Genomic DNA, 25,605 nt, shown 5'->3' on the forward strand with positions numbered 1-25,605 from the left:
GGCGAAACGGATTCTCACGCCCCTCTATGCCTCGCATCAGAAAGATACCTTTCCCCAAGATCTCTTCTCACTCAGCAGCCTGTAAATTCACTTTGATGAAATTTTCTGAAAATATATTGACAATTTCCAACAGACACGTTATCTTTTGAGTAGATAAATATAACACATAATTATATAAACGAATTAATAACGTTATATAAATATATTTTTATATAGTGACAGGAGGCCGATGCTTTGATTTTGCATGAGATTGAAACTGCCAGTCGATCGCAAATGGAACGCCTTCAACTAGAGAGATTACAACATATTGCTGCTTATGTGTATGAAAGAGTCCCTTTTTATCGTGAGCAATTTGACGTGAGAGGTCTGAAGCCACAGGATATAAAGTCTTTGTCAAACCTTAAAATGTTACCGCTTACAATAAAGAAGGATTTACGTGAACATTACCCTTTTGGCCTGTTCGCGGTCAAGCGTGAAGAAATGGTAAGGGTCCATGCATCTTCCGGAACAAGTGGAAAGCCAACGGTTGTAGGGTATACACAGAATGACATCAACATGTGGGGAGAAATTGTGGCCAGGGCCATTGCCATGTCAGGCGGGAAACCGGGGGACGTCCTGCATAATGCATATGGGTACGGACTATTCACAGGTGGTTTGGGCCTGCATTATGGAAGTGAGAAGCTTGGGATGATCACGGTGCCGGTATCAGGTGGAAACATGTCCAGACAAATTACATTATTAGAAGATTTTCAGCCAACGGTCATATGCGGCACGCCATCTTACGTTCTCAATTTAGCAGAAGCGATGGAGGCCCAGGGGAAGGATCCGGCTTCATTATCTTTGCGCTATGGGATATTCGGCGCTGAGCCTTGGTCTAACGCGATGAGAGAAACGTTGGAGAGAAAGATGGATATTAAAGCGTGCGACATTTATGGCTTAAGTGAAGTCATTGGACCAGGGGTTGCCATGGAATGTCACGAAGCCCAGGATGGTCTACATATTGCAGAGGATCATTTCCTTGTGGAAGTCATAGACCCTGATACGTTAGAGCCTCTACCAGAAGGGGAAATCGGGGAGCTTGTCTTTACGAGTTTAACGAAAGAAGCCTTTCCGATCATCCGCTATAGAACCGGTGATATTGCTTCGATTCAGCACGGAACTTGCTCGTGTGGACGAACAACAGTGAAGATGTCCAGAGTGAAAGGTAGAGTGGATGACATGCTCATCATTAGAGGGGTAAACGTGTTTCCATCTGAAATGGAACACTTCCTGCTTCAAATAAGTGAGCTTGCACCACATTATCAGGTTCACTTAAAGAAAAAAGGGGCACTCGATTTGGTGGAGCTTCAGGTTGAAGTCACAGATGAATGCTTTCAAGGAGTGTCTAACGATTTAAATCATGAACACTTGAATCAGTTGGAAGCAAAAGTGAAAAGCCTCATGAAAGACCGTTGCTACGTTTCCATGGATGTGAAAATCAGGGGACCGAAAGAAATCCCCCGTTCAGAAGGGAAAGCCATCCGGATTGTGGATCTTAGAGGAGAAGCAATGCTTCAGTGAAATTTTTTTGAGGAAAATAGTTATCACACAATATGGTTATCACGTAGGAACTGTGTGATAAAGGAGGGTTATAATGAGTGATTTATTGTCTAATCAACAGATGACGGAAGAAGAGCATATGGCTCATTTTATGAGAAAGATCGAAAACGATGAAAAGATTGAAGCAGATGATTGGATGCCGGATGAATACAGGAATGCTTTGATCAAGCTGATTTCCATGCATGGGATCAGTGAAATCATGGGGGCACTCCCTGAAAAGGAATGGGTTCCGAAAGCACCTACACTAAGAAGGAAGCTTGGAATCATGGCGAAGGTTCAGGACGAGATGGGCCATGGACAGCTTTTGCTTCGTGTAGCGGAAGACTTAATGAAGCCTTACGGGAAAACACGTGAGCATATTATGAGAGATTTGTTTTCAGGGGATTTGAAGTTTCATAACGTCTTTCACATGGAAGCACCTACCTGGGGAGACGCTGGGTTGATCGGCTGGCTTGTTGATGGGGCAGCGATCATCACACAGACGAATATGCTCCATGCCTCATACGGGCCATATGCCCGGGCGCTTAAACGAATTTGTGCGGAAGAAGTGTTCCACGCACAGCATGGTGAAGCTATCATCATGGCTCTGGCAGAAGGAACTCCCGATCAAAGGGCATTAGTTCAGGATGCAGTGGACCGCTGGTGGGAATCGCTTCTTATGTTCTTTGGACCGGGTGATGCGAAAACGACAGGTTCCTCTAAACAGGACATCACTATTAAATACAACATCCGGACGAAAACAAATGAACAGCTGAGACAGGACTTTTTCACGAAATATGTTCCAAGGATGCTGTCGTTAGGACTGACACTTCCCGATGAGACAATGTATTTCGATGAAGAGCAGGATTTATGGATCTATAAGCAGCCCGATTGGGACCGCTTCAAGGAAATCATTCGGAACAAGGGTCCGAAATCAAAGGATCGCCTTCGTTTAAGAGAACTATCCTACGACAATAATGCGTGGGTTCGGGAAGCATTAAGCCCTAGTGACCAAGTAAGCTAGAAGGGAATGAGAAGGATGTCTGACAAGGGGCAGAATTTTTATCAGGAATTTGAAGTATTTAGTAAAAGGTCGGACGGGGCACAGATGCAGCATCAATTCAGCTTGTTAGCCCCGAATCATGAGCTGGCCATGGTGATGGCCCAAGAGAATTTCATGAGAAGAGAGCCGGTCTCGGATATATGGGTTGTGAAGCGGTCGGACGTCCGGATGATGACACCCGAGGAAAGAGAGAGTGTCGGTCGTCTTGATAATAAAGATTACCGGAACGCCAAAGGCTACGGTTATCTCAAGAAAAAGTGGAGACAGTACGAACAGGAAATGCTCGATGAGAAAGAAATCATGTCATGGGGAGAGTTGGTGAAGAAGAAATGATGAAAGTGAAAAGTCCTAATGACATCCCGAACGCAGATTATAAAGAAGCGCTTCTGAGCCTGCTCTATCAACTGGCCGACGATGATTTCATCCTTGCTTACCGTGGGTCTGAATGGCTGGGGCTCGCTCCTCATATTGAAGAGGACGTCGCGTTTTCATCCATTAATCAAGACACGATGGGGCATGCCACCATGTTCTACCAGCTCCTTGAAGAGTTAGGGGAAGGGGATCAGGACCATCTGGCACATGGAAGGAAGGCTTCTGAACGAAGGAATGCCATCTTATTGGAAGAAGTGAATGGACCCGGACACTACTTACAAGAACCCCGCTACGACTGGGCCTTTGCTGTTGTAAGACATTATTTCTACAGCGTCGCCAAAAAGGTGCGAATTGACTCATTAAAGAACTCCTCCTACGAACCACTTGCCGAAATGGCGATCAAAATCAACACAGAATTATATTATCACCTGCTGCACTGGAAAACCTGGTTCATTCAATTAATGAGTGCCGGCGGCGAAGCAAGGGAGCGAATGAATAAGGCGATTGAAAGAGTGCTGGATGAATTCCAGGGAGTTCTGACCTTAGGGCCTAAAGGAAAAGAAATGGCACTTATGGCGCTGATCGAAGGAGAAGAGAATCTATCGAAGCGATGGGAGCTTGCCCTTCAGCCGGTCTTCCAATCGACTCAACTATCCTTCCCTCCGAATGTACGCATGAAAAAAGGGAATGGACGCTTAGGTGAACACACTCCTGAACTTGATACGGCACTTTCCACATTAAGCGAAGTCTATAACACAAATCCCGCAGCTAGCTGGTAAAGGATGAAGGAAAAATGACTACAACCGTTTTAGATGTTCTTCAAACTGTGAAAGATCCTGAAATTGATTCCATCAGCATTGTGGATCTAGGTATGGTCAATCGTATAAACCATCACGAAGATTCTCTCATGATTGAACTTCTCCCAACCTTTGTAGGCTGTCCTGCCTTGGACATTATTAAAGGGAATGTGGAGAAGGCGTGTCGGGAGCAGCTGGGAATTCAATCCGTACAGGTTCATTTCGTGTATTCTCCTCCCTGGACATCCGACAGGTTAACCGAAAATGGCCGGGAAAGACTGAAGGAATTCGGCATCGCACCCCCGCCGGAACAGTTCACAGGGGAAGAAGATTGGGAGATTCACTGCCCGTATTGCGATTCCCCCTATACTTCAATGGAGAATCTGTTCGGTCCAACCGCCTGCAGAAGCATCCTCTACTGCAAGCAATGCCGCAACCCGTTTGAGGCCATGAAGCCGATATCCACCATGATGTGAAAAATCTATTAAACTATTGAAAATCAAAGGAGAGATTCCACTATGGTAAAACTGATCGCATTGTATAAACACCCTGAAAACAAAGAGAAATTTGATGAGCATTACTTCAATACCCACGCTCCGATCACAGCAAAAATTCCAGGACTTAAGAAGATGGATGTTACGAAAATCGTTGGCTCACCTATGGGTGGAGAAGGCAAATACTACTTAATGTGCGAAATGTATTATGACAATCATGAAGCGCTGAAAGCAGCCATGAAATCCGATGAAGGCAAAGCCTCCGGAAAGGACCTTATGGGCTTCGCCGCAGAGTTAGTCACTCTCATGATCGGTGAAGAAGTGAATGAATAAAGAGTACGAATATATCGTAGTGAGCGAAAGGGACGGACTTGGTTTCATTGAATTGAATAGACCCAAAGTTCTGAACGCCATCAATCGTCCTATGGTATCGGAGTTAGTTCATGCATTCGAGGCATTCGACCGGAACGACAGTGTGAAAGCAATTGTCTTATCCGGCAGGGGGAGAGCGTTTGCTGCAGGAGCAGACATCGACGAAATGGCGGAAGACGGGGCCATTGATTTAGAGCTCTTGAATCAATTCACCGAATGGGACCGCCTTGCCTTGATCAAGAAACCGATCATCGGGGCGGTCCAGGGATTTGCATTAGGAGGCGGGTTTGAGTTAGCCCTTTGCTGCGACATTCTATTCGCTTCTGAGGATGCAAGCTTCGGGTTTCCTGAGGTGAATCTTGGGGTCATGCCTGGAGCGGGTGGAACCCAGAGGCTCACCAAGCTGATAGGGAAATCAAGAGCGATGGAATGGTTGTTGTCGGGAGACATGTTTACAGCCACGCAGGCTCTTGAATGGGGAGTCATCAACCGCGCCATTCCGAAAGAGCTATTAATAGAAGAAACCGAGAAATTCGCCAAGAAATTAGCTGCAAAGCCACCGCTTTCTCTTCGTTTGATCAAAGAATCAGTTCATAAAGCCGTTGATTCCTCGATTTATGAAGGGATGCAATATGAGCGGAAGAACTTCTATCTCCTCTTTGCCTCTGAAGATCAGAAAGAAGGCATGAAGGCTTTTGTGGAAAAACGGAAACCGAATTTCAAAGGGAAATAAGGAGGCTGCCGCATGTTTGAAACGATTAAGTACGAAGTGAAGAATAATGTAGCCTGGATTACCTTGAATCGCCCGGATAAACTGAATGCTTTCATTCGTCAACTCAATCTGGAAATCCAAAAGGCCGTGAAGGACTCCTCTCGAAATGAAGAAGTGAGAGCCATCGTTATCACAGGTGAAGGTCGGGCTTTTTGCTCGGGGCAGGATTTGAGTGAAGTAGATGAATCCATGGATCATGGAGAGGTGCTTCGAAATAATTACGGACCTATGGTGAAAGAAATCGAGCAGTGTGAAAAGCCGGTGATTGCAGCCGTCAATGGAGTGGCTGCAGGAGCGGGATTCAGCCTGGCCCTTGCCTGTGATTTCAGGCTCGTATCAGAGAAAGCGAGCTTTGTGCAGGCATTTGTTCATGTTGGATTGATCCCGGATTCAGGTAATCTCTATTACTTATCGAAGATTGTTGGCTATGCCAAAGCACTGGAACTGGCTGTTTTTGGAGAAAAATTAAAAGCAGAAGAGGCTGAAAAGCTTGGCCTGGTCACAAAAATCATCTCTCTCGACCAGTGGCAAGAAGAAACAGCTGCATTTGCCGAAAGAATCGCCTCCATGCCAACGAAGGCAATCGGTTTGATGAAGCGTTTATTAAAGGGAAGCGCAGATCTATCCTTCAACGAATACTTAGAAAAAGAAGCCTGTGCCCAGCGGATCGCAGGAATGACACAAGATCATCGCGAAGGTGTAACGGCTTTTATGGAAAAAAGAAGGCCAGCCTTTCACGGAAAATAATTCAATCAAAAAGGAGATGGAGTTATGTCTACAGTAAAAGAGCAAAGCTTTGAAGTCCTTGAAATGAAAAGAGAACATTATTCATTGGTGATTAACGGTCAACGTATGGAAAGTGGTTCAGGTGAAACCTTTACGACGTACAATCCAGCGACAGGTGAAGCGATTGCCACTGTCTCACTGGCATCTGTAGAAGATGCTGAAAAAGCGGTTGAAGCAGCACGAAATGCTTTTGATTACGGCAAGTGGAAGAAGTTCCCGATCAATAAACGATCCCGCGTGCTTAATAAAATTGCAGGCATTATGAGATCACGCTTTAATGAGCTTGTCACTCTTGAAATCATGGATAGCGGGAAATCACTATCAGCTGCACAAGGTCAAGTGATGCAAGCGATCGAAGACTTTGAATTCTATGCAGGAGCGATTGTGGGCCATCGTGGCACGGTCAATAATGTACCAGGTCAATTCATGAATGTTGCGGAGAAAGAGCCGGTCGGTGTATGTGCTCAGATCATTCCGTGGAATTATCCATTGATGATGGCAGCGTGGAAAATTGCGCCGGCGATTGCGGTAGGCTGCTCGGTTGTCGTAAAACCTGCAACTCTTACACCGCTGACAGCCATCGTACTTGGTGAAATCTGTATTGAAGCCGGAGTTCCTGAAGGTGTTGTAAACGTCATTCCTGGTGCAGGTTCTTCTGTCGGCAATTACTTAGTCGAGCATGAAAAGGTTGATAAGGTTGCCTTCACAGGTTCAACACCTATCGGTAAAAACATTATGGAAAAAGCGTCCCAAACGTTAAAGAGAGTGACTCTCGAATTAGGAGGGAAATCACCTAATATCGTTTTTGAAGACGCAGATGTTGATGCAGCAGTGGATGGATCCCTGTTCGGAATCTTCTATAACACAGGTCAATCCTGTGAAGCGCGCTCAAGATTATACGTACACGAAGATATTTACGATGAGTTCATGGAAAAGTTCGTTGAAAAGACGAAGAAGCTGAAACTGGCTGACCCACATGATAAAGGCACTCACATCGGGGCGATCATCAACCAGGATCAGCTTGATACGATCGATGGATATGTTCAGTCTGCCAAAGAAGAGGGAGCAACGATCCTGGTCGGGGGAAACCCTGCGAAGGTAGAAGGGTTCGAAAAAGGCTACTGGTATGAGCCAACCATCATTACGGATGTAAATCACGACATGAAGGTAGTAAGAGAAGAAATCTTCGGCCCTGTTGTGGTGGTAATGAAATTCAAGGATGAAAAAGAAGCGATAAAAATGGCCAACGATAGCGAATATGGTCTCGGTTCAGCTGTTTGGACTCAAAACCATGGGCGTGCGACAAGAGTATCGAAAGCGATCCAAGCCGGAATCGTGATGGTGAATTGCCCGTTCTCTGCATTCCCGGGTACTCCATTCGGAGGCTACAAGCAGTCGGGATTCGGACGTGAGCTTTGCGTTGAAACGCTTGATCTTTACACAGAAACAAAGAGTATCATTTCTTACTTCGGAAATCGACCGTTAAACCCATTTGGTGTGTAAGAAGACATAAACAAGCAGGGGGGGGTGTCCTATCAGGGTCAACCCCTTATTGCAAGAAAGGGGAAGACAGACATGACACAGCATATCGTAGTTGTAGGTTCCGGCGTAATGGGAAGAGGGATCGCCTATGTAAGTGCAGTAGGAGGCTTCCGGACCACACTGGTGGATATAAATCAAAAACAGTTGGATCACGCCAGGAATGAGGTTCAACATATTTTTCAAAAAGGAATCGAAAGAAACAAGCTCACTCAACAGCAGTACGTAGAAGCAAAAGAGCTTATGAGCTATTCAACGAATCTTTCGATTGCCGTACGGGATGCCGATGTGGTCATCGAAGCCGTTCCGGAAAAGACAGATATCAAGCGTGGCGTATTCGAAGTACTTGATGCCCATGCCCCGGAGTATTGTTATCTGGCGACGAATACCTCCACCATGAGCCCGACTGAAATCGGCTCCTTTACGAAACGGCCAGACAAAGTGATTGCCATGCACTTTTTCAATCCTGTACATAAAATGCCTCTCGTGGAAATCGTAAAGGGATTGGAAACAAGTGATGAAACGACAGAAGTCATTCAGCAGGTTGCCCGCCTGATGGGGAAGGAAACGGTGGTCATCAATGAGTTCCCCGGTTTTGTCACAAGCCGAATCTCTGCCCTTGTCGGCAATGAAGCCTTTTACATGCTGCAGGAAGGACTGGGGTCACCTGAGGAAATTGATAAGGCGATCAAGCTTGGACTCAATTATCCAATGGGTCCGTTTGAACTCGGCGATTTAGTCGGGTTGGATACAAGATTAAATAACCTTAAATACCTTCATGAAAAGCTTGGTGAAAAATATCGTCCTGCTCCTCTTTTAGAAAAATATGTGAAGGCCGGGCGCCTTGGCCGAAAAACGGGTAAAGGCGTTTATGATTATTCTGAGGCAATGGAAAAGGAGCATCAATCATGAGAGAGGTTGTCATTGTCGATGCCGTCCGGACTCCGATTGGAAAATACAAAGGCTCCTTAAAAGAGGTGCGTCCCGATGACTTAGGAGCTCATGTCATAAAAGCCCTGGTGGAACGAAATCCTCTAGTCCCGGTTCATACCATTGAAGAGGTAGTTCTTGGAAATGCTAACGGTGCCGGGGAAGATAACCGGAATGTAGCCCGGATGTCGACACTTCTCGCTGGCCTCCCAGTTGAAGTCGGTGCAACCACCATCAATCGCTTGTGCGGATCAGGACTGGATGCCGTGAACTATGCAGCGAGAGCCATATTGGCGAATGAAGGGGATGTTTTCATTGCAGGCGGGACTGAAAGTATGACGCGTGCTCCTTACGTCATGGCAAAGCCTTCAAAGGATTTCCCAAGAGGCAATATGGAGATGTTCGATACGACAATCGGATGGCGCTTCGTTAATTCCCGTCTGGAAGAAAAGTACGGAACTCATTCAATGCCGGAAACAGCCGAGAATGTGGCGAAGCAGTTCGGCATTTCAAGGGAAGAGCAGGACCACTTTGCTTACTGGAGCCAAATGAAAGCGAAGCGTGCCATGGATGAAGAACGGTTCAAAGAGGAAATCGTGCCCCTCGAGTTACGTGACCGTAAAGGGAACCTATCTACGTTCCATCTCGATGAGCACCCAAGGCCCGATACCAATAGTGAGAAACTGCAGAAGCTTAAGCCGTTATTCCAAGGAGGAACGGTGACGGCCGGGAATGCATCAGGAGTCAATGATGGTGCATCTGCCCTATTATTAATGAGCAGGGAGAAGGCAGAAGAATTAGGCGTTACACCGCTGGCACGCTACATGACATCGGCCACTTCAGGACTTGAACCTTCAGTGATGGGGCTGGGACCGATCTATGCCACACAGAAGGTACTGAAGAGGTCAGGGCTTGCCCTTGACCAAATCGGCTTAGTGGAGCTGAATGAAGCATTCGCTGCACAATCCATTGCCTGCATCCGTGAGCTTGGATTGAATGAAGAGATCGTCAATGTCAATGGGGGAGCCATCGCATTCGGACATCCATTGGGAGCCAGTGGAGCACGTATCCTCACCACCCTTTTATATGAAATGAAAAAGAGAAAGGTACGTTACGGCTTGTCCACCATGTGCATCGGTGTAGGCCAGGGAATTGCGACTTTAGTAGAGAACATCGAAACTTAATAGCTCGAGTCCTGTATGTGCAGGGCTCTTTTTGTGATTAGAATGGCCACTTTTTAGAAAAGATAGAAGTGAGGTGAGTAAGATGGAATTTGAAATCATGACAAAAGAAAGCGAGATTCCTTGTCTGGTAGTTGCGGATGAGGACAACGGAAGGTATTTGATAAGAAATGCCGATACCAGCGGGGAAGTGTTCAATAGTCAGGAAGAGCTCGTGAGATGGATCGAGGCGAATTGGTCGAAGGAGCAGGTTGTCAATACGTATGATTATGTTAAAATGCTTGAGATGTTGAGGGTATATCATTGAGGGTCAGGCTCTGTAGATGAGCCTTTTTTTTGTGAGAAATTCCCTGTAGAAGTTGAAAAATCAAGAATATTCATTTATTTTAATCGATTGTTTATGATAATATATAAACTAAACGTAAATTAAACGTCATAAACAAACGGAATATATCTAAAGGAGAGGCACCGATGAATACACGATCAATGATCTTTACACTATATGGGGATTATATACGGCACTATGGCAATAAGATATGGATTGGCAGTTTGATTCGCTTGCTCAATGAATTTGGTCACAACGATCAAGCTGTTCGTGCAGCGATTTCAAGAATGAATAAGCAGGGGTGGGTCCAGGCGGAAAAACAGGGAAACAAAAGCTACTATTCCCTGACTGAACGCGGTGTGACCCGCATGGAAGAAGCGGCAAATAGGATTTTTAAGCTAAAGCCCGAGCAATGGGATGGTAAATGGAGAATCCTTATGTACTCGATTCCTGAAGAGATTAGGAGTATTCGGGATGAGTTGAGAAAAGAGCTGGTATGGAGCGGATTCGGAACCCTCTCGACAAGCACGTGGATTTCTCCAAACAATCTCGAAAAACAGGTACAGTCCCTAATTGGAAAGTACGACATTAAAGAGTACGTCGATTTCTTCATTGCTGAATATGAAGGGCCCAATGAGAATAAACGACTGATCGGGAAAAGTTGGGACCTGAACGAAATCAACGACCGCTATCAGGAATTCATTTCTCACTATAGTCAACAATACATGATCGACAAAAGTAAGATAGGAAAAGGGCAAATGAGCGATGCAGAATGCTTCGTCGAACGAACCAAACTTGTGCATGAATACCGCAAATTCCTGTTCGTCGATCCCGGCTTACCGGAAGAGCTTCTGCCTGGGAAATGGCTGGGGTCACACGCTGCCACACTGTTCGGTGAATACTACAAAGAACTTGCAGAACCAGCATCACGCTTCTTTGAAAGTGTCTTCGAAGACGGCAACGAACTTAAAAACAAAGACCAAAGCTACAACGTCATGACCCATCCATTATTACTGGATTAAAAAAAACCACTTGCCCGTTCCATCCGGCAAGTGGTTTTTTTTGAGGGACGGACCTCGAGAATCTTGAGTGGGTACTTGTCTAACAATTCTAAAAAGTATAACATTAATTTAACGAAGGAGGATTTTTATGAATAACCTAACCGAACTATTACATATAAAATATCCAATTATTCAAGGTGGAATGGGGAATATCAGCAATGCCCCGTTGACCGCGGCCATCTCGGAAGCCGGGGCGCTCGGTACGATCGGTGTAGGTACCATGGGTGTGGAGGAAGTGGAAGCAATCATTGTTGAAACGAAAAAAAGAACCAGTAAACCATTCGCTCTAAATATCCCAATTTCCATCACCCCTCACTTGAAGGAAATGATTCGCTTAGTGGTGACACACGGGATACCGGTCGTTTCCTTATCAGCAGGAAATCCAACCCCACTGATTCCCTATTTCCACGAGCACAACGTAAAAGTGATCTGTGTCGTCGCTTCTAAGAAGCAGGGAAAGAAAGCGGAAGATGCCGGGGCAGATGTCATCGTTGCAGAAGGCTATGAGGCTGCCGGGATCAACTCCAATCTTGAAACGACAACGCTTGCCCTTATTCCACAACTCGTCGATGCAGTGGACATTCCTGTCGTCGCGGCAGGAGGAATCGGTGATGGAAGGGGCCTCGCTTCCATGCTCGCTCTGGGTGCCAGTGGTGTGCAAATGGGAACGCGGTTCATTGCTACAAAAGAAGCACCTTTTCATGAGAACTATAAATCTACATTAGTGGAAGCAAATGATGATAGCACGATCATCGTCGGGCGTTCTGTCGGAAGAGTGAGAAGGGTCATGAAAACGCCTTATGCTGCACAACTGATTCAAAAAGAACAAGAGGGGGTCGCCCTTGAAGAGTTCAGTCAAATGACCTCGGAGGATTATCACCGTGTCGGGGCACTGGAAGGGAAGCTGGATCAGGGATTCATCAACGGAGGGCAGGTGTCCGGCCTTGTGTCGGATGTTCCGGCTGTGAAGGAAATGGTAGAGAGAATGATGAATGATGCCCAGGGGATTTTCAGGAAGCTTTCGGGCAGCGGTGTGGAATCTTAATGGATTATTGTGGAAAGACGCTTTTCCTTGAACGGGGAAGTGTCTTTTTTATGATGTTGTTCACAATTTGGCACAAATGTAGTCAAAAGTAGCACAACAAATCGTTAAAGTGACAAGTTTAGTAGATTCCGGCACAACAGCAAGAAAAGAAGAATGAGAAGTAGAAAAACTATAGTACGAAACTATTGAATATCCAGGATCATTGGAGTGATTCAGCTCCTCATCCACACAACCACAGAAAATTTTTCTCCAAATCCCTCTAGAAATCACCGCCAATACCGACTATACTAGTAATAATTTTTAAATTTTCCGAATATTATTGACTATTTTGTGACAGGAGTGATAATATAACGTTGTATTTACGCTGATGATCATTTTTATCATACTTGGGTTTGCTAGTCTAATAGACTACTGATCATAAATTAGGAAGAGAAAAAGGGGGATTTCTGTGAAGAAGAAGAGTTTATTACTTGTTGTCATCTCAATGATGCTGGGAATGCTGGTTTTAGCGGGTTGTGGTAGTGATACAAGCTCAGGTGGAGGCGATGGTGAGAAACAATATGTTATCGGGGTAACCCAAATTGTGGAACATCCGTCTTTAGATGCAGCCTTTGATGGTTTTAAAAAGGCTTTAGCTGAAAATGGCCTTGAAGAAGGTAAGAATGTAAAGTTTGATGTTCAAATTGCTCAAGGGGATCCTACGAATTCACAAACGATCGCCAAGAACTTCGTTGGTGATGGCGTCGACCTCATCTTTGCAAACTCAACCCCAAGTGCTCAGCACGCATTAAATGCTACAAAGGAAATTCCAATCGTGTTCACGTCAGTGACTGATCCCGTTGGTGCTGAATTAGTGAAGTCCTTCGAGGAGCCTGGTGAGAATATCACAGGAACCACAGATACTCATCCTGAAGCAATCTCTAAGACGATTTCATTTATTACGGATGAAATGAAAGCGAAAAATATTGGTGTTATTTATAACTCTGGTGAACAAAACTCTGTTGTACAGGCAGAAGAAGTGAAAAAGCTTGCTGAAGAAAAGGGAGCAAAAGTCGTTGAAGCTTCAGTATCTACGTCAGCAGATGTAAAGCAAGCGGCAGAATCACTGGTAGGTCGTGTGGATGCGATTTACGTTCCAACTGATAATACAGTTGTATCTGCATTGGAATCAGTCATCAGTGTCTCCAATGATAAAGATATTCCTTTATTTGTGGGTGAACTGGATTCAATGAAAAAAGGTGCGATTGCAGCTAGTGGATTCAGCTACGAAGATCTTGGTTACGAAACGGGCCTGATGGCTGCAAAAATTTTAAAAGGTGAAAAGAAACCTTCTGAAATCAATGTTGAGTATCCAAAGAACTTCAAGTTAATGATCAATAAGCAGGCCGCTGAAGAGCAAGGTGTAGAAGTCCAGGATGCATGGTCTGATTTAGGAGAATTTTACGAAGAGAAATAAGAGAGGATGATGATTCGTGCCAACAGCAATATTCGCATCCTTTGAATCTGGAATCATTTACGCTATTATGGCCCTCGGAGTCTACCTGTCCTTTCGGATATTGGATTTTCCTGATTTAACCGTCGATGGCAGCTTCGTTACAGGAGCCGCTGTCGCAGCAACCATGATTGTCAGTGGCGTAAATCCAGTCATCGCAACCATTACAGCGATTGTCATCGGATTTGTTGCAGGATGTATAACAGGATTGCTTCACACATTTGGAAAAATCAATGCCTTATTATCAGGGATTTTAATGATGATCGCCCTTTATTCCATCAACCTCAGGATAATGGGGCGTTCGAATGTACCTTTACTTAGTCAGGATACTGCTTTTACAGGAGTGGAAGGGTTTTGGTCACCGCTGGGGATCGATGCCGCTCTCAATAAAATGTGGATGGCTGTGGGACTTGGGGAGCCTGTCCCGGGAACCTGGAGCATTTTATTTATCATGACGATCATTACCCTTGTGATCAAATTTTTGACGGATGGATTTTTGAAAACAGAAATCGGGTTGGCTTTAAGGGCGACAGGGGATAATCAGCGGATGATTCGCAGTTTCTCCGCTAATACCAATCTGATGATCATTCTTGGTTTAGGGATTTCGAATGGGATGGTCGCTCTATCCGGTGCCTTGATTGCCCAGTACAGCCGATTTGCAGATGTGGGAATGGGGATCGGGATGATCATCATCGGACTGGCTTCGGTTATCATCGGTGAGGCATTATTCGGAACCAAGACGATTGCCCGTACGACCTTAGCCGTTATCGGTGGGGCAATCATCTACCGTTTGGTCGTTTCCATGGCCCTTCGCGTCGATTTCCTGGAAACAGGGGATATGAAGCTGATCACGGCGACAATCGTAATTCTTGCACTTGTGATGCCTAAAGTGATGGATCGCTACAAGGATAAGAAACGAAAAGCTCAACGAATGGCAGAACGAATAAACAAGGCTCCAATCACAGATGGAAAGGGTGAGAGCGGTGTTACAATTAAATAGAATTCACAAAGTATTTAATGAGGGGACACCCGACGAAAAAATCGCCCTTGATGACATCCAGCTGACTCTGAAACCAGGGGATTTCGTCACTGTGATCGGAAGTAACGGAGCCGGTAAATCGACATTGATGAACATCGTTTCAGGTGTGCTTCTGCCCGATATCGGTAATGTTCTCATTGATGATCATGACGTCTCAAAGGTTTCCGAGTATAAACGATCAAAGCTCATCGGTCGCGTGTTCCAGGATCCAATGGCAGGAACGGCACCTTCCATGACGATAGAAGAAAATCTGGCCATGGCGTATTCACGAAATCGTACACGTACCTTTAAAATGGGGGTAACCAAAAAACGGAGAGTGTTTTTTAAAGAAGTACTGGAAACTCTTCACTTAGGGTTAGAAAACCGATTGAACGCAAAGGTAGGATTATTATCGGGCGGGGAACGGCAAGCGCTCTCTCTATTGATGGCGACATTTACCGAGCCTTCGATCCTCCTGCTGGATGAGCATACGGCAGCATTGGATCCAGCCCGTGCAGATCTCATAACGAACCTGACAAAAGAGATTGTCGAGAAGTATAAGCTCACGACATTAATGGTGACACATAACATGCAGCAGGCACTGGATCTTGGGAACCGCTTGATCATGATGGATAAAGGCCAAATCATCTTAGAGGTAAATGAAGAAGAGAAGAAGCATCTCACGGTCGAGGGACTTCTCCACGAATTTCAACGGATCCGTGGAAGCAAACTGGCCAGTGACCGGGCACTTCTTTCATAAGATAACAACCTTCTACAAAAAGCAACGGGACTTTGTTCCGTTGCTTTTTTGTGTTAAGAATATTTTAATTGTCTATCTGGAAAAGGAAGTCGTCAAAGCTCCGGCGTCTAGCCCCTCGAGGTCATAAGTCAAACTTACCAAGAAGGCAAAAAACGCCTTCCCGGTAAGTTCGCCTTATGCTTGTCGCCTCTGATCAAGCCGCCTCCGCTTTTGATGTCGTCCAGCTCCGGCGTCTAGAGGCTCGAGGTCATAAGTCAAACTTACCAAGAAGGCAAAAAACGCCTTTCTGGCCTGTTCGCCTTATGCTTGTCGCCTCTGGGCAAGCCGCCTCCGCTTTTGAGTGAGGGACGGACCTTCAGCATGGCTGAAGGTCCGTCCCTCTGCATAACTTATATTAATATAATATTTTAAATATTTTAACAATTTATTGACTATTTATAAAACAAAATGTTATTATATCGTTGAATTAACGTTATATAAAAATATATAATTTGTTGGTTTAAAGGGGGAAAGCAATGAAGTCTGGATTAGCAGAAGGACATACGGCAGTCGTCACAACAGAAGTAACCCCCAGCATGTACGCCCAGTTCGAAGGAAACGTGGTTCACCCCGTGTATTCAACGGTTTCAATGGTGTATCACATGGAATGGGCTTCGAGAAAAATCATTCTACCCTATTTGGAAGATCACGAAGAAGGGATGGGGGCAAAGGTGAACGTCGAGCATATGGCTCCGGCGAAAACCGGTTCTTTTCTTGAAATTAAAGCGAACGTTATTAAATATGAACGAAATATCATCGTAACCGAAGTGACGGTCAGAGATAGAGAGAATGACAGACTCATTGGAAAAGGTGAAGTAAAACAAGTCGTCCTGCCTAAAGAAAAAATAAAAGAAAGAATAAAAGAAAACTAGTTTTGAGTACTTCTTGAATAAGAATGTAAAAGGAGGAAGCTTTAGTGTCCAACATAACGACAAAAGTGAAAGCGGTTACAAATAGAGAGCCGGCGGGGGGAATAGAAATGGATATGTTTCAAAAAATACAAAATCATGAGCAGGTTGTATTCTGCAACGATGAAGAAACAGGACTCAAAGCCATCATCGCCATACATAATACCACTCTCGGACCTGCACTGGGCGGATGTCGAATGAGACCTTATGCATCAGTGGATGAAGCACTGGAAGATGTTTTACGTTTATCAAAAGGGATGACCTACAAATGTGCCGCGGCCGATGTGGACTTTGGAGGAGGAAAAGCGGTAATTATCGGTGATCCCGAAAAAGACAAACATCCGGAGCTGTTCCGTGCTTTCGGTCAATTCGTTGAATCCCTTAACGGACGATTCTATACAGGGACAGACATGGGGACCACGCCTGATGACTTTGTTTATGCCTTGAAAGAAACGAACTGTATCGTGGGCGTCAATGAAGAGTATGGAGGCAGCGGGGATTCATCCGTCCCGACTGCCATGGGAGTCATCTATGGTTTGCAGGCAACCAACCAAAATGTGTGGGGCTCAAAGGAGCTTCATGGAAAGAGCTACGCCATTCAAGGGTTGGGGAAAGTGGGATATAAGGTAGCCGAGCGCTTACTGGAAGAGGGAGCGGACCTCTATGTAACGGATATTAGCCAGAAATCCATCGATCAGTTGGTTTCCAAGGCGAAAAGTATGGGAGCGGCGATCAAGGTCGTAGCCGGGGATGAGATCTACTCTGTTGATGCGGATGTATTCATACCGTGTGCCATCGGCGGGATCATCAACGATCATACAGTAGATCAACTAAAAGTAAAAGCGGTTGTAGGATCTGCCAACAACCAATTATTAGACATGACCCATGGAATGAAGCTGCATGAAAAAGGAATTCTTTACGCACCTGATTACATCGTCAATGCAGGCGGATTGATTCAAGTGGCTGACGAATTATACGAACCGAACAAAGAACGCGTACTCCAAAAAACAAGTGCCATCTATAACAGCCTTCAGAATATTTATCTGCAATCAGAAAACCAGCACATGACTACAGTCGAAGCAGCCAATCGTTTCTGTGAAGACCGCATTCATTCACGCACAAGAAGAAACAGCTTCTTCTCCCACGCGAAACGTCCAAAATGGTCGGTCAGGACATGAAATAGTAAATCAATTGTTTACCGTAACAACAAAAAAGCACCACAAGAGGTGATGAAATGATCGAGGAATTTCAATTGGTCCAGGTGATGGATCAAAAAGGACAAATGGTTCAAGACGGGTATGAAAAGGACATTTCAGAAGACTTGGTCCGTACATTTTATCGGCATTTAATCAGGATCCGTACCTTTGATAAGAAGGCGGTGAGCCTGCAGCGACAAGGTCGGATCGGGACCTATGCTCCTTATGAAGGACAGGAGGCATCCCAGGTGGGGAGCGCACTTGCCCTAAAGGATAAGGACTGGTTATTCCCGTCCTATCGCGATCATGGCGCAACCATGACATTCGGACATTCCCTGCTTCATATTCTCCTATTCTGGAAAGGTCGGAATGAAGGGTGTGTGCCACCGGAAGGAAAGAATATTTTCACTCCTGGTATTCCGATAGCGACTCAGCTTCCACATGCGGTGGGTGCGGCTTTCGCGGAGAAGAGAAAAGGAACACGGAATGCAGCGATTGTATATTTTGGTGATGGTGCCACTTCAGAGGGTGACTTTCATGAAGGATTGAACCTGGCAAGCGTCTGGGAGGCCCCGGTTGTATTTTTTAATCAAAACAATCACTACGCCATCTCTGTTCCCATGCACAAGCAAATGAAAACGAAAACCATTGCCCAGAAGGCAATCGCGTATGATATTCCAAGCGTACGCATCGACGGCAATGATATTTTTGCTGTTTATTTTGAAACGTTAAAAGCATTGGAGCGAGCAAGGAACGGGGACGGACCTACCTTGATCGAGTCCGTGACCTGGAGATACGGTGCCCACACGACCGCCGATGATCCGACCAAGTACCGTGATCAGCAGGAGAGTGAGGTCCGTCGCAAGGAGAACGATCCTGTCGATCGCTTAACGAGATTCATGAAGCAAAGAGGCTGGTTCGATGAGGAGTGGATGAATTCAGTTCAAAAGGAATGTACGAAGGAAGTAGACCTCGCTGTCGAGGAGTTGGAAGCCTACCCGGCCGCAGATCCGAGTCTGATCTTCGATTATGTGTTTGCCACTCCGACGTGGACAATCCAGGAACAAAAAGAAAAGCTCCTTGAGCTATGGAGAGGTGAGTAGAATGAGCACCTTAACAAAAATGAAGACATTGACGATGGTTCAAGCCATCACAGACGCCATGAGGGTGATGCTTGAAGAAAACGAGGATGTCCTGTTAATGGGCGAAGACATCGGAACGAATGGTGGGGTATTTCGGGCAACGGACGGTCTTCAACAGGAATTTGGGGAAGACAGGGTTCTCGATACACCATTAAGTGAAGCGGGGTTTATTGGAGCGGCTATTGGAATGGGGTTAAACGGTTTTCGACCTGTAGCTGAGGTCCAGTTTTTAGGATTCATCTATCCAGCATACGAACAGATCATGACCCATGCTTCCCGTTTGCGTTCCCGTACTCTTGGTCATTTTACCTGCCCGTTGGTGATACGTGCTCCTTATGGGGCTGGAGTCAGAGCACCTGAAATTCACTCCGATAGTACAGAAGCGCTTTTTACACATATGCCGGGAATTAAAGTTGTTTGTCCAGCAACACCGTATGATGCGAAGGGACTGTTGATTGCTGCCATTGAAGATCCAGATCCCATTCTTTTCTTGGAGCCTATGAGATGCTACCGATCTTCCCGTGAAGAAGTGCCGGAGGAAAAGTATACGGTGGAAATCGGGAAAGGAAAAGTAGTCAAAGAGGGTGAAGATGTCACGATCATCGCTTGGGGAGCCATGGTGAAGGTTGCCGAGGATGCTGCTAAGGAAGCGGCAGGTAAAGACATTTCCTGCGAAGTCCTTGATTTAAGGACACTCTATCCCCTGGATAAGGACCTCATTTCAAGTTCTGTCCAGAAAACGGGAAGAACCGTGATTGTACATGAAGCCCATGCCACTGGTGGAGTCGGAAATGATGTGCTGGCGATTATCAATGATACATCCTTTTTATATCAAAAAGCTCCGACTGAGCGGGTGACTGGATTCGATACGCCTGTTCCTTATTTCGGTTTTGAAGATTTCTATCTGCCTGACAGCAAACGTGTAGTAGCGGCAGTGGAAAAAGTAGCACGCTATTAGATAAGGAGGGAGTCCATGGAAGTTAAGCTTCATGATATTGGGGAAGGCATGACCGAAGCCAATATCAATCACTTTCTTGTAAAAGTGGGAGATGTCGTAAAAGCCGATCAACCATTAGTAGAGGTTCAAACAGATAAAATGACTGCGGAAATTCCGGCACCTTTTTCAGGTGTGATCAAGGAGTTTACGGTAAGTGAAGGGGAAACGATTCCAGTGGGATCCACGGTTCTGTTGATGGATCAAGAACACGTGAAGCAGTCTTTAGGCAAGCGTTCCATTTCACAAACAACGCAAGTGATGAAGAAAAGAAGGATCCTTGCATCCCCGTATACGAGGAAAATAGCAAGGGAGAATGGTATCAACCTAGAAGAAGTGGTTGGTTCCGGAGCGGGAGGAAGAATCCTTGATGAAGATATTTTCCTCTATTTGAAAGGAGAAAGTCAGACATCTCCACAGCGAGTAGAAGAATCTAAACCCGTTTCTCCTGTAGCTTTAAAAGAACCCGACACGATGACGATTCCTTTCCGGGGAAGACGCAAACAAATTGCTTCTAAAATGTCACAGTCACTCAGAACGATCCCGCACTGTACCCATTTTGAAGAAATCGATGTTACGAACCTGCTATCCTGGAAAGATAACATGAAAGCGGGGCGCGGGTCCATTTCCATGGGAGCTTATTTTATCAAAGCCATTTCTATCTGTTTAAAGGAGTTCCCTATCTTCAACGCCCGTCTCAATGAACAGGAGGAATGTGTCGAGCTCCAACCCCATCACAATATTGGAATCGCTGTAGATACGGACGAAGGGCTGATTGTTCCTGTCATTAAACAGGTCGAGCTGAAAACAATGAGGGACATCCATAGGGAAATGAAGAAACTGACCGTTAACGCACAGGAAGGCAAGTTAACAATGAAAGATATCAAAGGCGGAACCTTCACGGTCAGTAACGTAGGACCCCTGAACGGGTCGATCGGAGCCACTCCGATCATTAACGAACCGGAAGTTGCCCTCCTTGCTTTCCATAAAACGAAGAAGCGCCCGATGGTGAATGATAAAGATGAAATTGTCGTCCGCTCAATGATGAATGTGTCTATGTCATTTGATCATAGAGTGGTAGATGGCGGAACGGCCGTTAAGTTTACGAATCGATTACGGGATTTGATTGAACAGCCCGAGTCCATGCTTTTGGAGTTGATGTAAATGGTAGTGGGAGAGATCACGGAAGATAAAGAGATTGTCGTCATCGGGGGAGGTCCGGGCGGCTATCATGCAGCCATTCGAGCTGCGGGTTTAGGACTGAATGTGACGCTGATCGAAAGAGAAGAGCTGGGAGGGACCTGCTTGAATAAAGGGTGCATCCCATCAAAAGTCTTTACCCATTTTGCCCAAGAATTTAAAAAGACGAAGCACCGGAAGGAGATGGGGATGGAGTTTGGGGAAGTAGAAGCAAATCTCTCTACTCTTCAACACTATAAAAATAAAAAGATCACCCAGCTTCGTACAGGGATAGAATCCCTGTGCAAAGCGAATAAGGTTGAAATCGTCAAGGGTTCTGCATCCTTCCTGTCAGAATCCCGTATTGGAGTTGAAAACGGTCATGAGTTTTCCCTTTTCAATTTCAAGCAAGCCATTGTCGCGACCGGTGGTGAATTTCATTACCCTGAAGGAATAGAATTTGATTCGACTCATGTACTAAAGGAGAGAGAAATCTTTCAGCTGGAGGAAATACCAGAGGAACTCATTGTATATGGGACCGATTATATTTCCCTAGAGATCGCGTCTGTTTTCTCTATATTGGGAAGTCATGTCACCCTTATTTTGAACGGGGAATTTCCATTTGACTCTGCCATATCCAAAGAGCTGTTCAGACAGTTAAAAAAGCAGAAGGTCAATGTAATCAAGAATTCTACGCTGCAAGCTGCCAGTCAAGCTGAAGCAAAAGTCACAGTGAACCTTGACAGGGGGAACGGAGAAGTCGTTTCAATCGAAGGCTCACATTTTGTCGCAAGCGGAAAAGTTAAGCCGAACCTATCAGACCTCGGCCTTGACCGTCTCCGTGTTGAATTAACCGATGAGGATTATATCCGGACAGATCGGGAGGGACGGACCTCCATACCGAATATTTGGGCGATCGGCGATGTCACGGAAGGTCCGTCCCTCGCAGTCAAGGCGATCAAACAGGGGAAGGCGGCAGCCGAGGCAATGGCTGGGCTTCAAGTGGAAGTAGATCTTCAGTTTGTGCCGACGGTGGTGCAGATGAGTCCTCCTATTGCATGTGCAGGAATGACGGAGGAAGAAGCCGGACGGGCAGGTTATTCGGTTAAAGTAAGTGAAAACCCTGTCAGAGGAAACGGGTACGCTCAGCTGACAGAGGAGAAGGATGGATTCGTGAAAGTCGTGTCAGACAGTGAAACGGATTTGATCCTGGGTATTCATATAATGGGGATGGGAGCAGCCGAGTTGATCACCTCAGGGGTACTTGGTCTTGAAATGGCAGCGAGAGATGAGGACTTTCGTTTTCCACTTTATCCCCACCCAAACATGAATGAAAGTCTTCTGGAAGCGGTCGAAGGATTAAAGGGGGACGCTGTGCATATGCCTCCCAGAAAAAAGGAGCCCGCGAGATAAAAAGCGGTCGTGACTTCATCGCAGAGAAGCGTTTAAGCTTTACTAGCCGCTCTTGAGAAGTTCTATAAAACTATTTAATATAATATTCAGAATATACTAACGTTCAATGGAGGGATTGAGATGCAAGAGAATGTAGCAAAAAAGCAGGTTAAAGTAGAAGAAGTCTTCCCTGTAAGAGATGTTGATTATTTAGAGTATTATACGGGGAATGCAAAGCAGGCCGCCCATTTCTTCTGTACAGCATTCGGATTTAAGACCGTTGCCTATTCAGGACTGGAAACAGGAAATCGCGACACAGTATCCTATGTACTGCAACAAAATAAAGTACGATTGGTTATTACAGGAAGCCTGCACGAAGGAAGCCGTGTGTCCCAATTCGTGAAACATCATGGAGACGGCATTAAAGATATCGCCCTTGTGGTGGATGATGTTGAAAAGGCTTACACTGGAGCGGTGTCCCGCGGTGCGATTGAAATCATGCCACCTTCGACGCTCGAAGATGATAACGGAAAACTAAAAAAAGCCATCATTGGTACATACGGGGATACAATCCATACCCTTGTGGAGCGTAAAGATTATAAGGGAATCTTCATGCCAGGCTTTGAAAAGTATGATTCCGCTCTTAAAAATGAAGATGCCGGTATCATTGCTGTCGACCATGTAGTAGGAAACGTGGAGCGCATGGAAGAGTGGGTGGAATATTACGAAAAAGTGATGGGCTTCAAGGAAATGCGCCATTTCACAAATGAAGACATTACAACGGAATACTCCGCCCTTATGTCCAAGGTCATGCATAACGGCGGTCGCATCAAATTCCCGATCAATGAGCCGGCCGAAGGAAAACGTAAATCACAAATCCAGGAATACCTTGAGTTCTACGGTGGTCCAGGAGTTCAGCACATTGCCATCTTAACAGAAGATATCGTGAAAACAGTCGGTATTTTAAAAGAAAACGGGGTAGAATTCCTTAACACGCCGGATTCATATTACGACATGCTTTCAGAGCGTGTAGGGGAAATCGACGAAGAGATTTCTAAAATCAAAGAGTTGAATATTTTAGTAGACCGTGATGACGAAGGCTACCTGCTTCAAATTTTCACAAAGCCAATCGTTGACCGTCCGACCCTATTCATTGAAGTGATTCAACGAAAGGGTGCAAGAGGATTCGGAGAAGGAAACTTCAAAGCATTATTCGAATCCATCGAGCGGGAGCAGGAACGCAGAGGAAACCTATAAAAATAAAAAATAGATAGATAGAACATATATAACGGGGGTCAAAGGACCGGTCAGGGGGTTAACTCATGAAGAGATTAGCTGCTTCTACTTATAATATTGTACGCACTGTGGGTACTATATTTGAACGAGAAGATAAGCTAACACTTGAGTCAACCCCCTTCATCCATGAGAAAGGCGGGGATTCATGTATGACACTGAAGTTCAAAACAAGAGAAGCGGTCACACATATCGCTCCATATGTGCTGGGGAAAACGCTCTCAGACTTACAGAAAGAGCATGGTCTGAGCTCTATCAGAAAGCTATCAGAAAATGAAAACATATATGGCTGCTCTCCAAAAGTGAAGCAGTGGTTTAAAGAAAACGGAAGCGACTTGTTTTTGTATCCGGACGGAGCTGCCGTCGAGCTTAGTCATAAGGTAGCGACATTTTTAGGCGTGCCTAAGGAACAGCTCGTGTTTGGGAATGGCTCGGATGAAGTGATCCGATTATTGACGAGAGCCTATTTGAGCAGCGGGGATGAAGCCATCATGGCCGACGTTACATTTCCCAGGTATCAAACCAATGTGTCCTTAGAAGGGGGTACCCCGGTTATCGTTCCTTTAGTCAACGGTACCCATGACCTGCAAGCGATGCACGACCAGATCACTCCGAACACCAAGCTGATCTTTGTTTGTAATCCTAATAATCCAACCGGAACCATCGTCGGTAAAAAAGAACTACTGCAGTTTATCGAGAGCGTGCCGTCACACATCCTGGTAGTAGTGGATGAAGCGTATATGGAATACGTCACAACCGATGATTATTTAGAAACCCTGCCGCTGCTGTCGGCATTCGAAAATCTGATTGTTCTCAGAACATTCTCCAAGATATATGGCCTTGCGGGTTTAAGAGTCGGCTTCGGGGTCATGAACGAAGAAGTTGCCGAACAGCTCCGAAAAGTGAAAGATGTTTTCAATGTTAATACGGTTGCTCAGAAGTCAGCGATCATCGCCCTTGAGGATCAGGCATTTATAAGAGAGTGCACCCATAAGAACGAGCGGGGTCGCCTCTTTTTAGAAGGGGAGTTTGACCGTCTGGGTGTATCCTATTTCCCCTCTCAATCGAACTTTATCATGGTGGATACCGGATTGAATGGTGACACGGTCTCCTATGAGCTTGTAAAAAGGGGACTGGTCGTCCGTTCAGGAACTCTTCTTGGGTACCCGACGACCGTACGGGTCACGATTGGAACAGAAGAGGACAACAAGAGGTTCATACAAGCATTGGAAGATATATTACAAAGTGAAGGGGTGAAATAAATGGATATCAAACCTCGTACCCTTCAGTGGCAGGACGCTTATAAATTAATGGTTGGTTCGATTTTACCTCGTCCGATTGCATTCGTTTCATCTCTTGATGAAGGAGGGAATGCGAATCTTGCGCCATACAGCTTTTTTACGGCCATTTGTGCCGACCCGATGCTCGTTTGCTTCTCTCCGATGAGAAAAGGAAAGGATGGCAGCAAAAAGGATACCCTTACTAATATCGAGAACACGAAGGAATTCGTCATCAATATCGTGAGTGAAGAGTTCGTGGACAAAATGAATAATTGTGCCATTGAATATGAATCTGGCGTTGATGAATTCGAACAAGTCGGTCTGACGAAGAAAGAGTCCGTCACGGTAAAGCCTCCAGGAGTGTCTGAAAGCAAGGTTCAATTGGAATGCGTTCTTCATGAGGTCCTTCACTTCGGCGATCATCCCGGTGCAGGGAGTCTCGTGATCGGAAAGGTAGAATGCGTAAGAATCGATAACGAACTCTATTACGACGGCAAAATAGATTCAGAGAAATTAAAGCCGGTAGGTAGACTGGCTGGACAAATGTATACCAAACCATTATCCGATTCATTTGAATTGATTCGAAAAAGGTGATGA

The 25,605-nt window shown here is 45.5% G+C and carries 26 protein-coding genes; all 26 read left to right on the plus strand.

Annotation, left to right across the window (positions count from 1 at the left end):
* The first annotated feature begins 234 nt into the window (after positions 1 to 234).
* The 26 genes from ACCB35_RS02165 (at position 235) to ACCB35_RS02290 (ending at position 25,602) form a co-directional block, all read left to right on the plus strand.
* Positions 235 to 1,560, plus strand: coding sequence for a phenylacetate--CoA ligase family protein (locus ACCB35_RS02165; protein WP_374055552.1), 1,326 nt, complete (start codon positions 235 to 237; stop codon positions 1,558 to 1,560).
* 73 nt (positions 1,561 to 1,633) lie between these two features.
* The gene (gene paaA, locus ACCB35_RS02170; RefSeq protein WP_044339106.1) at positions 1,634 to 2,602 is read left to right on the plus strand and encodes a 1,2-phenylacetyl-CoA epoxidase subunit PaaA; all 969 of its coding nucleotides are present in this window, start codon (positions 1,634 to 1,636) and stop codon (positions 2,600 to 2,602) included.
* Between the two features lie 15 nt (positions 2,603 to 2,617).
* Positions 2,618 to 2,974, plus strand: a complete 357-nt coding sequence (gene paaB, locus ACCB35_RS02175; protein WP_044339107.1) for a 1,2-phenylacetyl-CoA epoxidase subunit PaaB — start codon at positions 2,618 to 2,620, stop codon at positions 2,972 to 2,974.
* Entirely contained in the window at positions 2,974 to 3,792 is an 819-nt protein-coding gene (paaC, locus tag ACCB35_RS02180) for a 1,2-phenylacetyl-CoA epoxidase subunit PaaC (protein ID WP_044339234.1), read from the plus strand. The genes paaB and paaC overlap by 1 nt, the downstream gene beginning before the upstream one ends.
* 14 nt (positions 3,793 to 3,806) lie before the next feature.
* A complete protein-coding gene (gene paaD, locus ACCB35_RS02185) occupies positions 3,807 to 4,286 on the plus strand; it encodes a 1,2-phenylacetyl-CoA epoxidase subunit PaaD (protein WP_044339108.1) in 480 nt (159 codons plus the stop codon).
* A gap of 42 nt (positions 4,287 to 4,328) precedes the next feature.
* Entirely contained in the window at positions 4,329 to 4,637 is a 309-nt protein-coding gene (locus tag ACCB35_RS02190) for an EthD family reductase (RefSeq protein ID WP_324746558.1), read from the plus strand.
* Positions 4,630 to 5,409 carry an enoyl-CoA hydratase/isomerase family protein gene (locus tag ACCB35_RS02195; protein WP_374055553.1) on the plus strand — a complete coding sequence of 260 codons (780 nt, stop codon included), beginning with the start codon at positions 4,630 to 4,632 and terminating at the stop codon, positions 5,407 to 5,409. The genes ACCB35_RS02190 and ACCB35_RS02195 overlap by 8 nt, the downstream gene beginning before the upstream one ends.
* A 12-nt stretch (positions 5,410 to 5,421) precedes the next feature.
* Complete coding sequence (locus ACCB35_RS02200) at positions 5,422 to 6,195, plus strand: enoyl-CoA hydratase-related protein (protein ID WP_374055554.1); 774 nt, start codon at positions 5,422 to 5,424, stop codon at positions 6,193 to 6,195.
* Between the two features lie 24 nt (positions 6,196 to 6,219).
* The gene (locus tag ACCB35_RS02205) at positions 6,220 to 7,737 is read left to right on the plus strand and encodes an aldehyde dehydrogenase (protein WP_374055555.1); all 1,518 of its coding nucleotides are present in this window, start codon (positions 6,220 to 6,222) and stop codon (positions 7,735 to 7,737) included.
* A 72-nt stretch (positions 7,738 to 7,809) separates the two neighbouring features.
* Complete coding sequence (locus ACCB35_RS02210) at positions 7,810 to 8,685, plus strand: 3-hydroxyacyl-CoA dehydrogenase (RefSeq protein WP_374055556.1); 876 nt, start codon at positions 7,810 to 7,812, stop codon at positions 8,683 to 8,685.
* Positions 8,682 to 9,887 (plus strand): acetyl-CoA C-acyltransferase, encoded by a 1,206-nt coding sequence (locus ACCB35_RS02215; RefSeq protein ID WP_374055557.1) that lies wholly within the window; start codon positions 8,682 to 8,684, stop codon positions 9,885 to 9,887. The genes ACCB35_RS02210 and ACCB35_RS02215 overlap by 4 nt, the downstream gene beginning before the upstream one ends.
* 82 nt (positions 9,888 to 9,969) lie before the next feature.
* Positions 9,970 to 10,191: a hypothetical protein gene (locus ACCB35_RS02220; protein ID WP_044339115.1), complete on the plus strand. Its 222-nt coding sequence runs from the start codon at positions 9,970 to 9,972 to the stop codon at positions 10,189 to 10,191.
* Between the two features lie 164 nt (positions 10,192 to 10,355).
* Positions 10,356 to 11,231 carry a phenylacetic acid degradation operon negative regulatory protein PaaX gene (paaX, locus tag ACCB35_RS02225; protein ID WP_374055558.1) on the plus strand — a complete coding sequence of 292 codons (876 nt, stop codon included), beginning with the start codon at positions 10,356 to 10,358 and terminating at the stop codon, positions 11,229 to 11,231.
* A gap of 127 nt (positions 11,232 to 11,358) precedes the next feature.
* Positions 11,359 to 12,315, plus strand: a complete 957-nt coding sequence (locus ACCB35_RS02230; protein WP_374055559.1) for an NAD(P)H-dependent flavin oxidoreductase — start codon at positions 11,359 to 11,361, stop codon at positions 12,313 to 12,315.
* Between the two features lie 484 nt (positions 12,316 to 12,799).
* Entirely contained in the window at positions 12,800 to 13,771 is a 972-nt protein-coding gene (locus ACCB35_RS02235; RefSeq protein WP_374056928.1) for an ABC transporter substrate-binding protein, read from the plus strand.
* 16 nt (positions 13,772 to 13,787) lie between these two features.
* Positions 13,788 to 14,807: an ABC transporter permease gene (locus ACCB35_RS02240; protein ID WP_044339118.1), complete on the plus strand. Its 1,020-nt coding sequence runs from the start codon at positions 13,788 to 13,790 to the stop codon at positions 14,805 to 14,807.
* Positions 14,791 to 15,585 (plus strand): ABC transporter ATP-binding protein, encoded by a 795-nt coding sequence (locus ACCB35_RS02245; RefSeq protein ID WP_299741409.1) that lies wholly within the window; start codon positions 14,791 to 14,793, stop codon positions 15,583 to 15,585. The genes ACCB35_RS02240 and ACCB35_RS02245 overlap by 17 nt, the downstream gene beginning before the upstream one ends.
* 515 nt (positions 15,586 to 16,100) lie before the next feature.
* Positions 16,101 to 16,496, plus strand: a complete 396-nt coding sequence (locus ACCB35_RS02250; protein ID WP_374055560.1) for a thioesterase family protein — start codon at positions 16,101 to 16,103, stop codon at positions 16,494 to 16,496.
* 107 nt (positions 16,497 to 16,603) lie between these two features.
* Positions 16,604 to 17,710 carry a Leu/Phe/Val dehydrogenase gene (locus ACCB35_RS02255; RefSeq protein WP_374056929.1) on the plus strand — a complete coding sequence of 369 codons (1,107 nt, stop codon included), beginning with the start codon at positions 16,604 to 16,606 and terminating at the stop codon, positions 17,708 to 17,710.
* A gap of 56 nt (positions 17,711 to 17,766) precedes the next feature.
* Positions 17,767 to 18,831, plus strand: a complete 1,065-nt coding sequence (gene pdhA / locus ACCB35_RS02260; RefSeq protein WP_374055561.1) for a pyruvate dehydrogenase (acetyl-transferring) E1 component subunit alpha — start codon at positions 17,767 to 17,769, stop codon at positions 18,829 to 18,831.
* 1 nt (position 18,832) lies between these two features.
* The gene (locus tag ACCB35_RS02265; RefSeq protein WP_044339122.1) at positions 18,833 to 19,828 is read left to right on the plus strand and encodes an alpha-ketoacid dehydrogenase subunit beta; all 996 of its coding nucleotides are present in this window, start codon (positions 18,833 to 18,835) and stop codon (positions 19,826 to 19,828) included.
* 15 nt (positions 19,829 to 19,843) lie between these two features.
* Positions 19,844 to 21,028 carry a dihydrolipoamide acetyltransferase family protein gene (locus ACCB35_RS02270; RefSeq protein ID WP_374055562.1) on the plus strand — a complete coding sequence of 395 codons (1,185 nt, stop codon included), beginning with the start codon at positions 19,844 to 19,846 and terminating at the stop codon, positions 21,026 to 21,028.
* Positions 21,029 to 22,456, plus strand: coding sequence for a dihydrolipoyl dehydrogenase (lpdA, locus tag ACCB35_RS02275; protein ID WP_374055563.1), 1,428 nt, complete (start codon positions 21,029 to 21,031; stop codon positions 22,454 to 22,456). It abuts the gene before it with no gap.
* Positions 22,457 to 22,576: 120 nt separating this feature from the next.
* The gene (gene hppD, locus ACCB35_RS02280) at positions 22,577 to 23,692 is read left to right on the plus strand and encodes a 4-hydroxyphenylpyruvate dioxygenase (protein ID WP_374055564.1); all 1,116 of its coding nucleotides are present in this window, start codon (positions 22,577 to 22,579) and stop codon (positions 23,690 to 23,692) included.
* Positions 23,693 to 23,757: 65 nt separating this feature from the next.
* Positions 23,758 to 24,990: a histidinol-phosphate transaminase gene (gene hisC / locus ACCB35_RS02285; RefSeq protein ID WP_374055565.1), complete on the plus strand. Its 1,233-nt coding sequence runs from the start codon at positions 23,758 to 23,760 to the stop codon at positions 24,988 to 24,990.
* Complete coding sequence (locus tag ACCB35_RS02290; protein WP_374055566.1) at positions 24,991 to 25,602, plus strand: flavin reductase family protein; 612 nt, start codon at positions 24,991 to 24,993, stop codon at positions 25,600 to 25,602. It begins immediately after the preceding gene.
* The last annotated feature ends 3 nt before the right edge of the window (positions 25,603 to 25,605 follow it).

This window comes from Rossellomorea sp. FM04394, from assembly GCF_041889765.1.
Lineage (GTDB): Bacteria > Bacillota > Bacilli > Bacillales > Bacillaceae_B > Rossellomorea > Rossellomorea aquimaris_B.

Excerpts from the sequence above, each read along its gene's own strand:
- ACCB35_RS02270 (WP_374055562.1), top strand. The coding sequence starts at position 19,844 with ATGGAAGTTAAGCTTCATGATATTGGGGAAGGCATGACCGAAGCCAAT.
- ACCB35_RS02220 (WP_044339115.1), top strand. The coding sequence starts at position 9,970 with ATGGAATTTGAAATCATGACAAAAGAAAGCGAGATTCCTTGTCTGGTA.
- ACCB35_RS02210 (WP_374055556.1), top strand. The coding sequence starts at position 7,810 with ATGACACAGCATATCGTAGTTGTAGGTTCCGGCGTAATGGGAAGAGGG.
- paaA (WP_044339106.1), top strand. The coding sequence starts at position 1,634 with ATGAGTGATTTATTGTCTAATCAACAGATGACGGAAGAAGAGCATATG.
- ACCB35_RS02250 (WP_374055560.1), top strand. The coding sequence starts at position 16,101 with ATGAAGTCTGGATTAGCAGAAGGACATACGGCAGTCGTCACAACAGAA.
- ACCB35_RS02205 (WP_374055555.1), top strand. The coding sequence starts at position 6,220 with ATGTCTACAGTAAAAGAGCAAAGCTTTGAAGTCCTTGAAATGAAAAGA.
- paaC (WP_044339234.1), top strand. The coding sequence starts at position 2,974 with ATGAAAGTGAAAAGTCCTAATGACATCCCGAACGCAGATTATAAAGAA.
- ACCB35_RS02190 (WP_324746558.1), top strand. The coding sequence starts at position 4,329 with ATGGTAAAACTGATCGCATTGTATAAACACCCTGAAAACAAAGAGAAA.
- lpdA (WP_374055563.1), top strand. The coding sequence starts at position 21,029 with ATGGTAGTGGGAGAGATCACGGAAGATAAAGAGATTGTCGTCATCGGG.
- hisC (WP_374055565.1), top strand. The coding sequence starts at position 23,758 with ATGAAGAGATTAGCTGCTTCTACTTATAATATTGTACGCACTGTGGGT.
- hppD (WP_374055564.1), top strand. The coding sequence starts at position 22,577 with ATGCAAGAGAATGTAGCAAAAAAGCAGGTTAAAGTAGAAGAAGTCTTC.
- ACCB35_RS02235 (WP_374056928.1), top strand. The coding sequence starts at position 12,800 with ATGATGCTGGGAATGCTGGTTTTAGCGGGTTGTGGTAGTGATACAAGC.
- ACCB35_RS02200 (WP_374055554.1), top strand. The coding sequence starts at position 5,422 with ATGTTTGAAACGATTAAGTACGAAGTGAAGAATAATGTAGCCTGGATT.
- paaX (WP_374055558.1), top strand. The coding sequence starts at position 10,356 with ATGAATACACGATCAATGATCTTTACACTATATGGGGATTATATACGG.
- ACCB35_RS02215 (WP_374055557.1), top strand. The coding sequence starts at position 8,682 with ATGAGAGAGGTTGTCATTGTCGATGCCGTCCGGACTCCGATTGGAAAA.
- ACCB35_RS02290 (WP_374055566.1), top strand. The coding sequence starts at position 24,991 with ATGGATATCAAACCTCGTACCCTTCAGTGGCAGGACGCTTATAAATTA.
- ACCB35_RS02195 (WP_374055553.1), top strand. The coding sequence starts at position 4,630 with ATGAATAAAGAGTACGAATATATCGTAGTGAGCGAAAGGGACGGACTT.
- ACCB35_RS02265 (WP_044339122.1), top strand. The coding sequence starts at position 18,833 with ATGAGCACCTTAACAAAAATGAAGACATTGACGATGGTTCAAGCCATC.
- paaB (WP_044339107.1), top strand. The coding sequence starts at position 2,618 with ATGTCTGACAAGGGGCAGAATTTTTATCAGGAATTTGAAGTATTTAGT.
- ACCB35_RS02255 (WP_374056929.1), top strand. The coding sequence starts at position 16,604 with ATGGATATGTTTCAAAAAATACAAAATCATGAGCAGGTTGTATTCTGC.
- pdhA (WP_374055561.1), top strand. The coding sequence starts at position 17,767 with ATGATCGAGGAATTTCAATTGGTCCAGGTGATGGATCAAAAAGGACAA.
- ACCB35_RS02230 (WP_374055559.1), top strand. The coding sequence starts at position 11,359 with ATGAATAACCTAACCGAACTATTACATATAAAATATCCAATTATTCAA.
- paaD (WP_044339108.1), top strand. The coding sequence starts at position 3,807 with ATGACTACAACCGTTTTAGATGTTCTTCAAACTGTGAAAGATCCTGAA.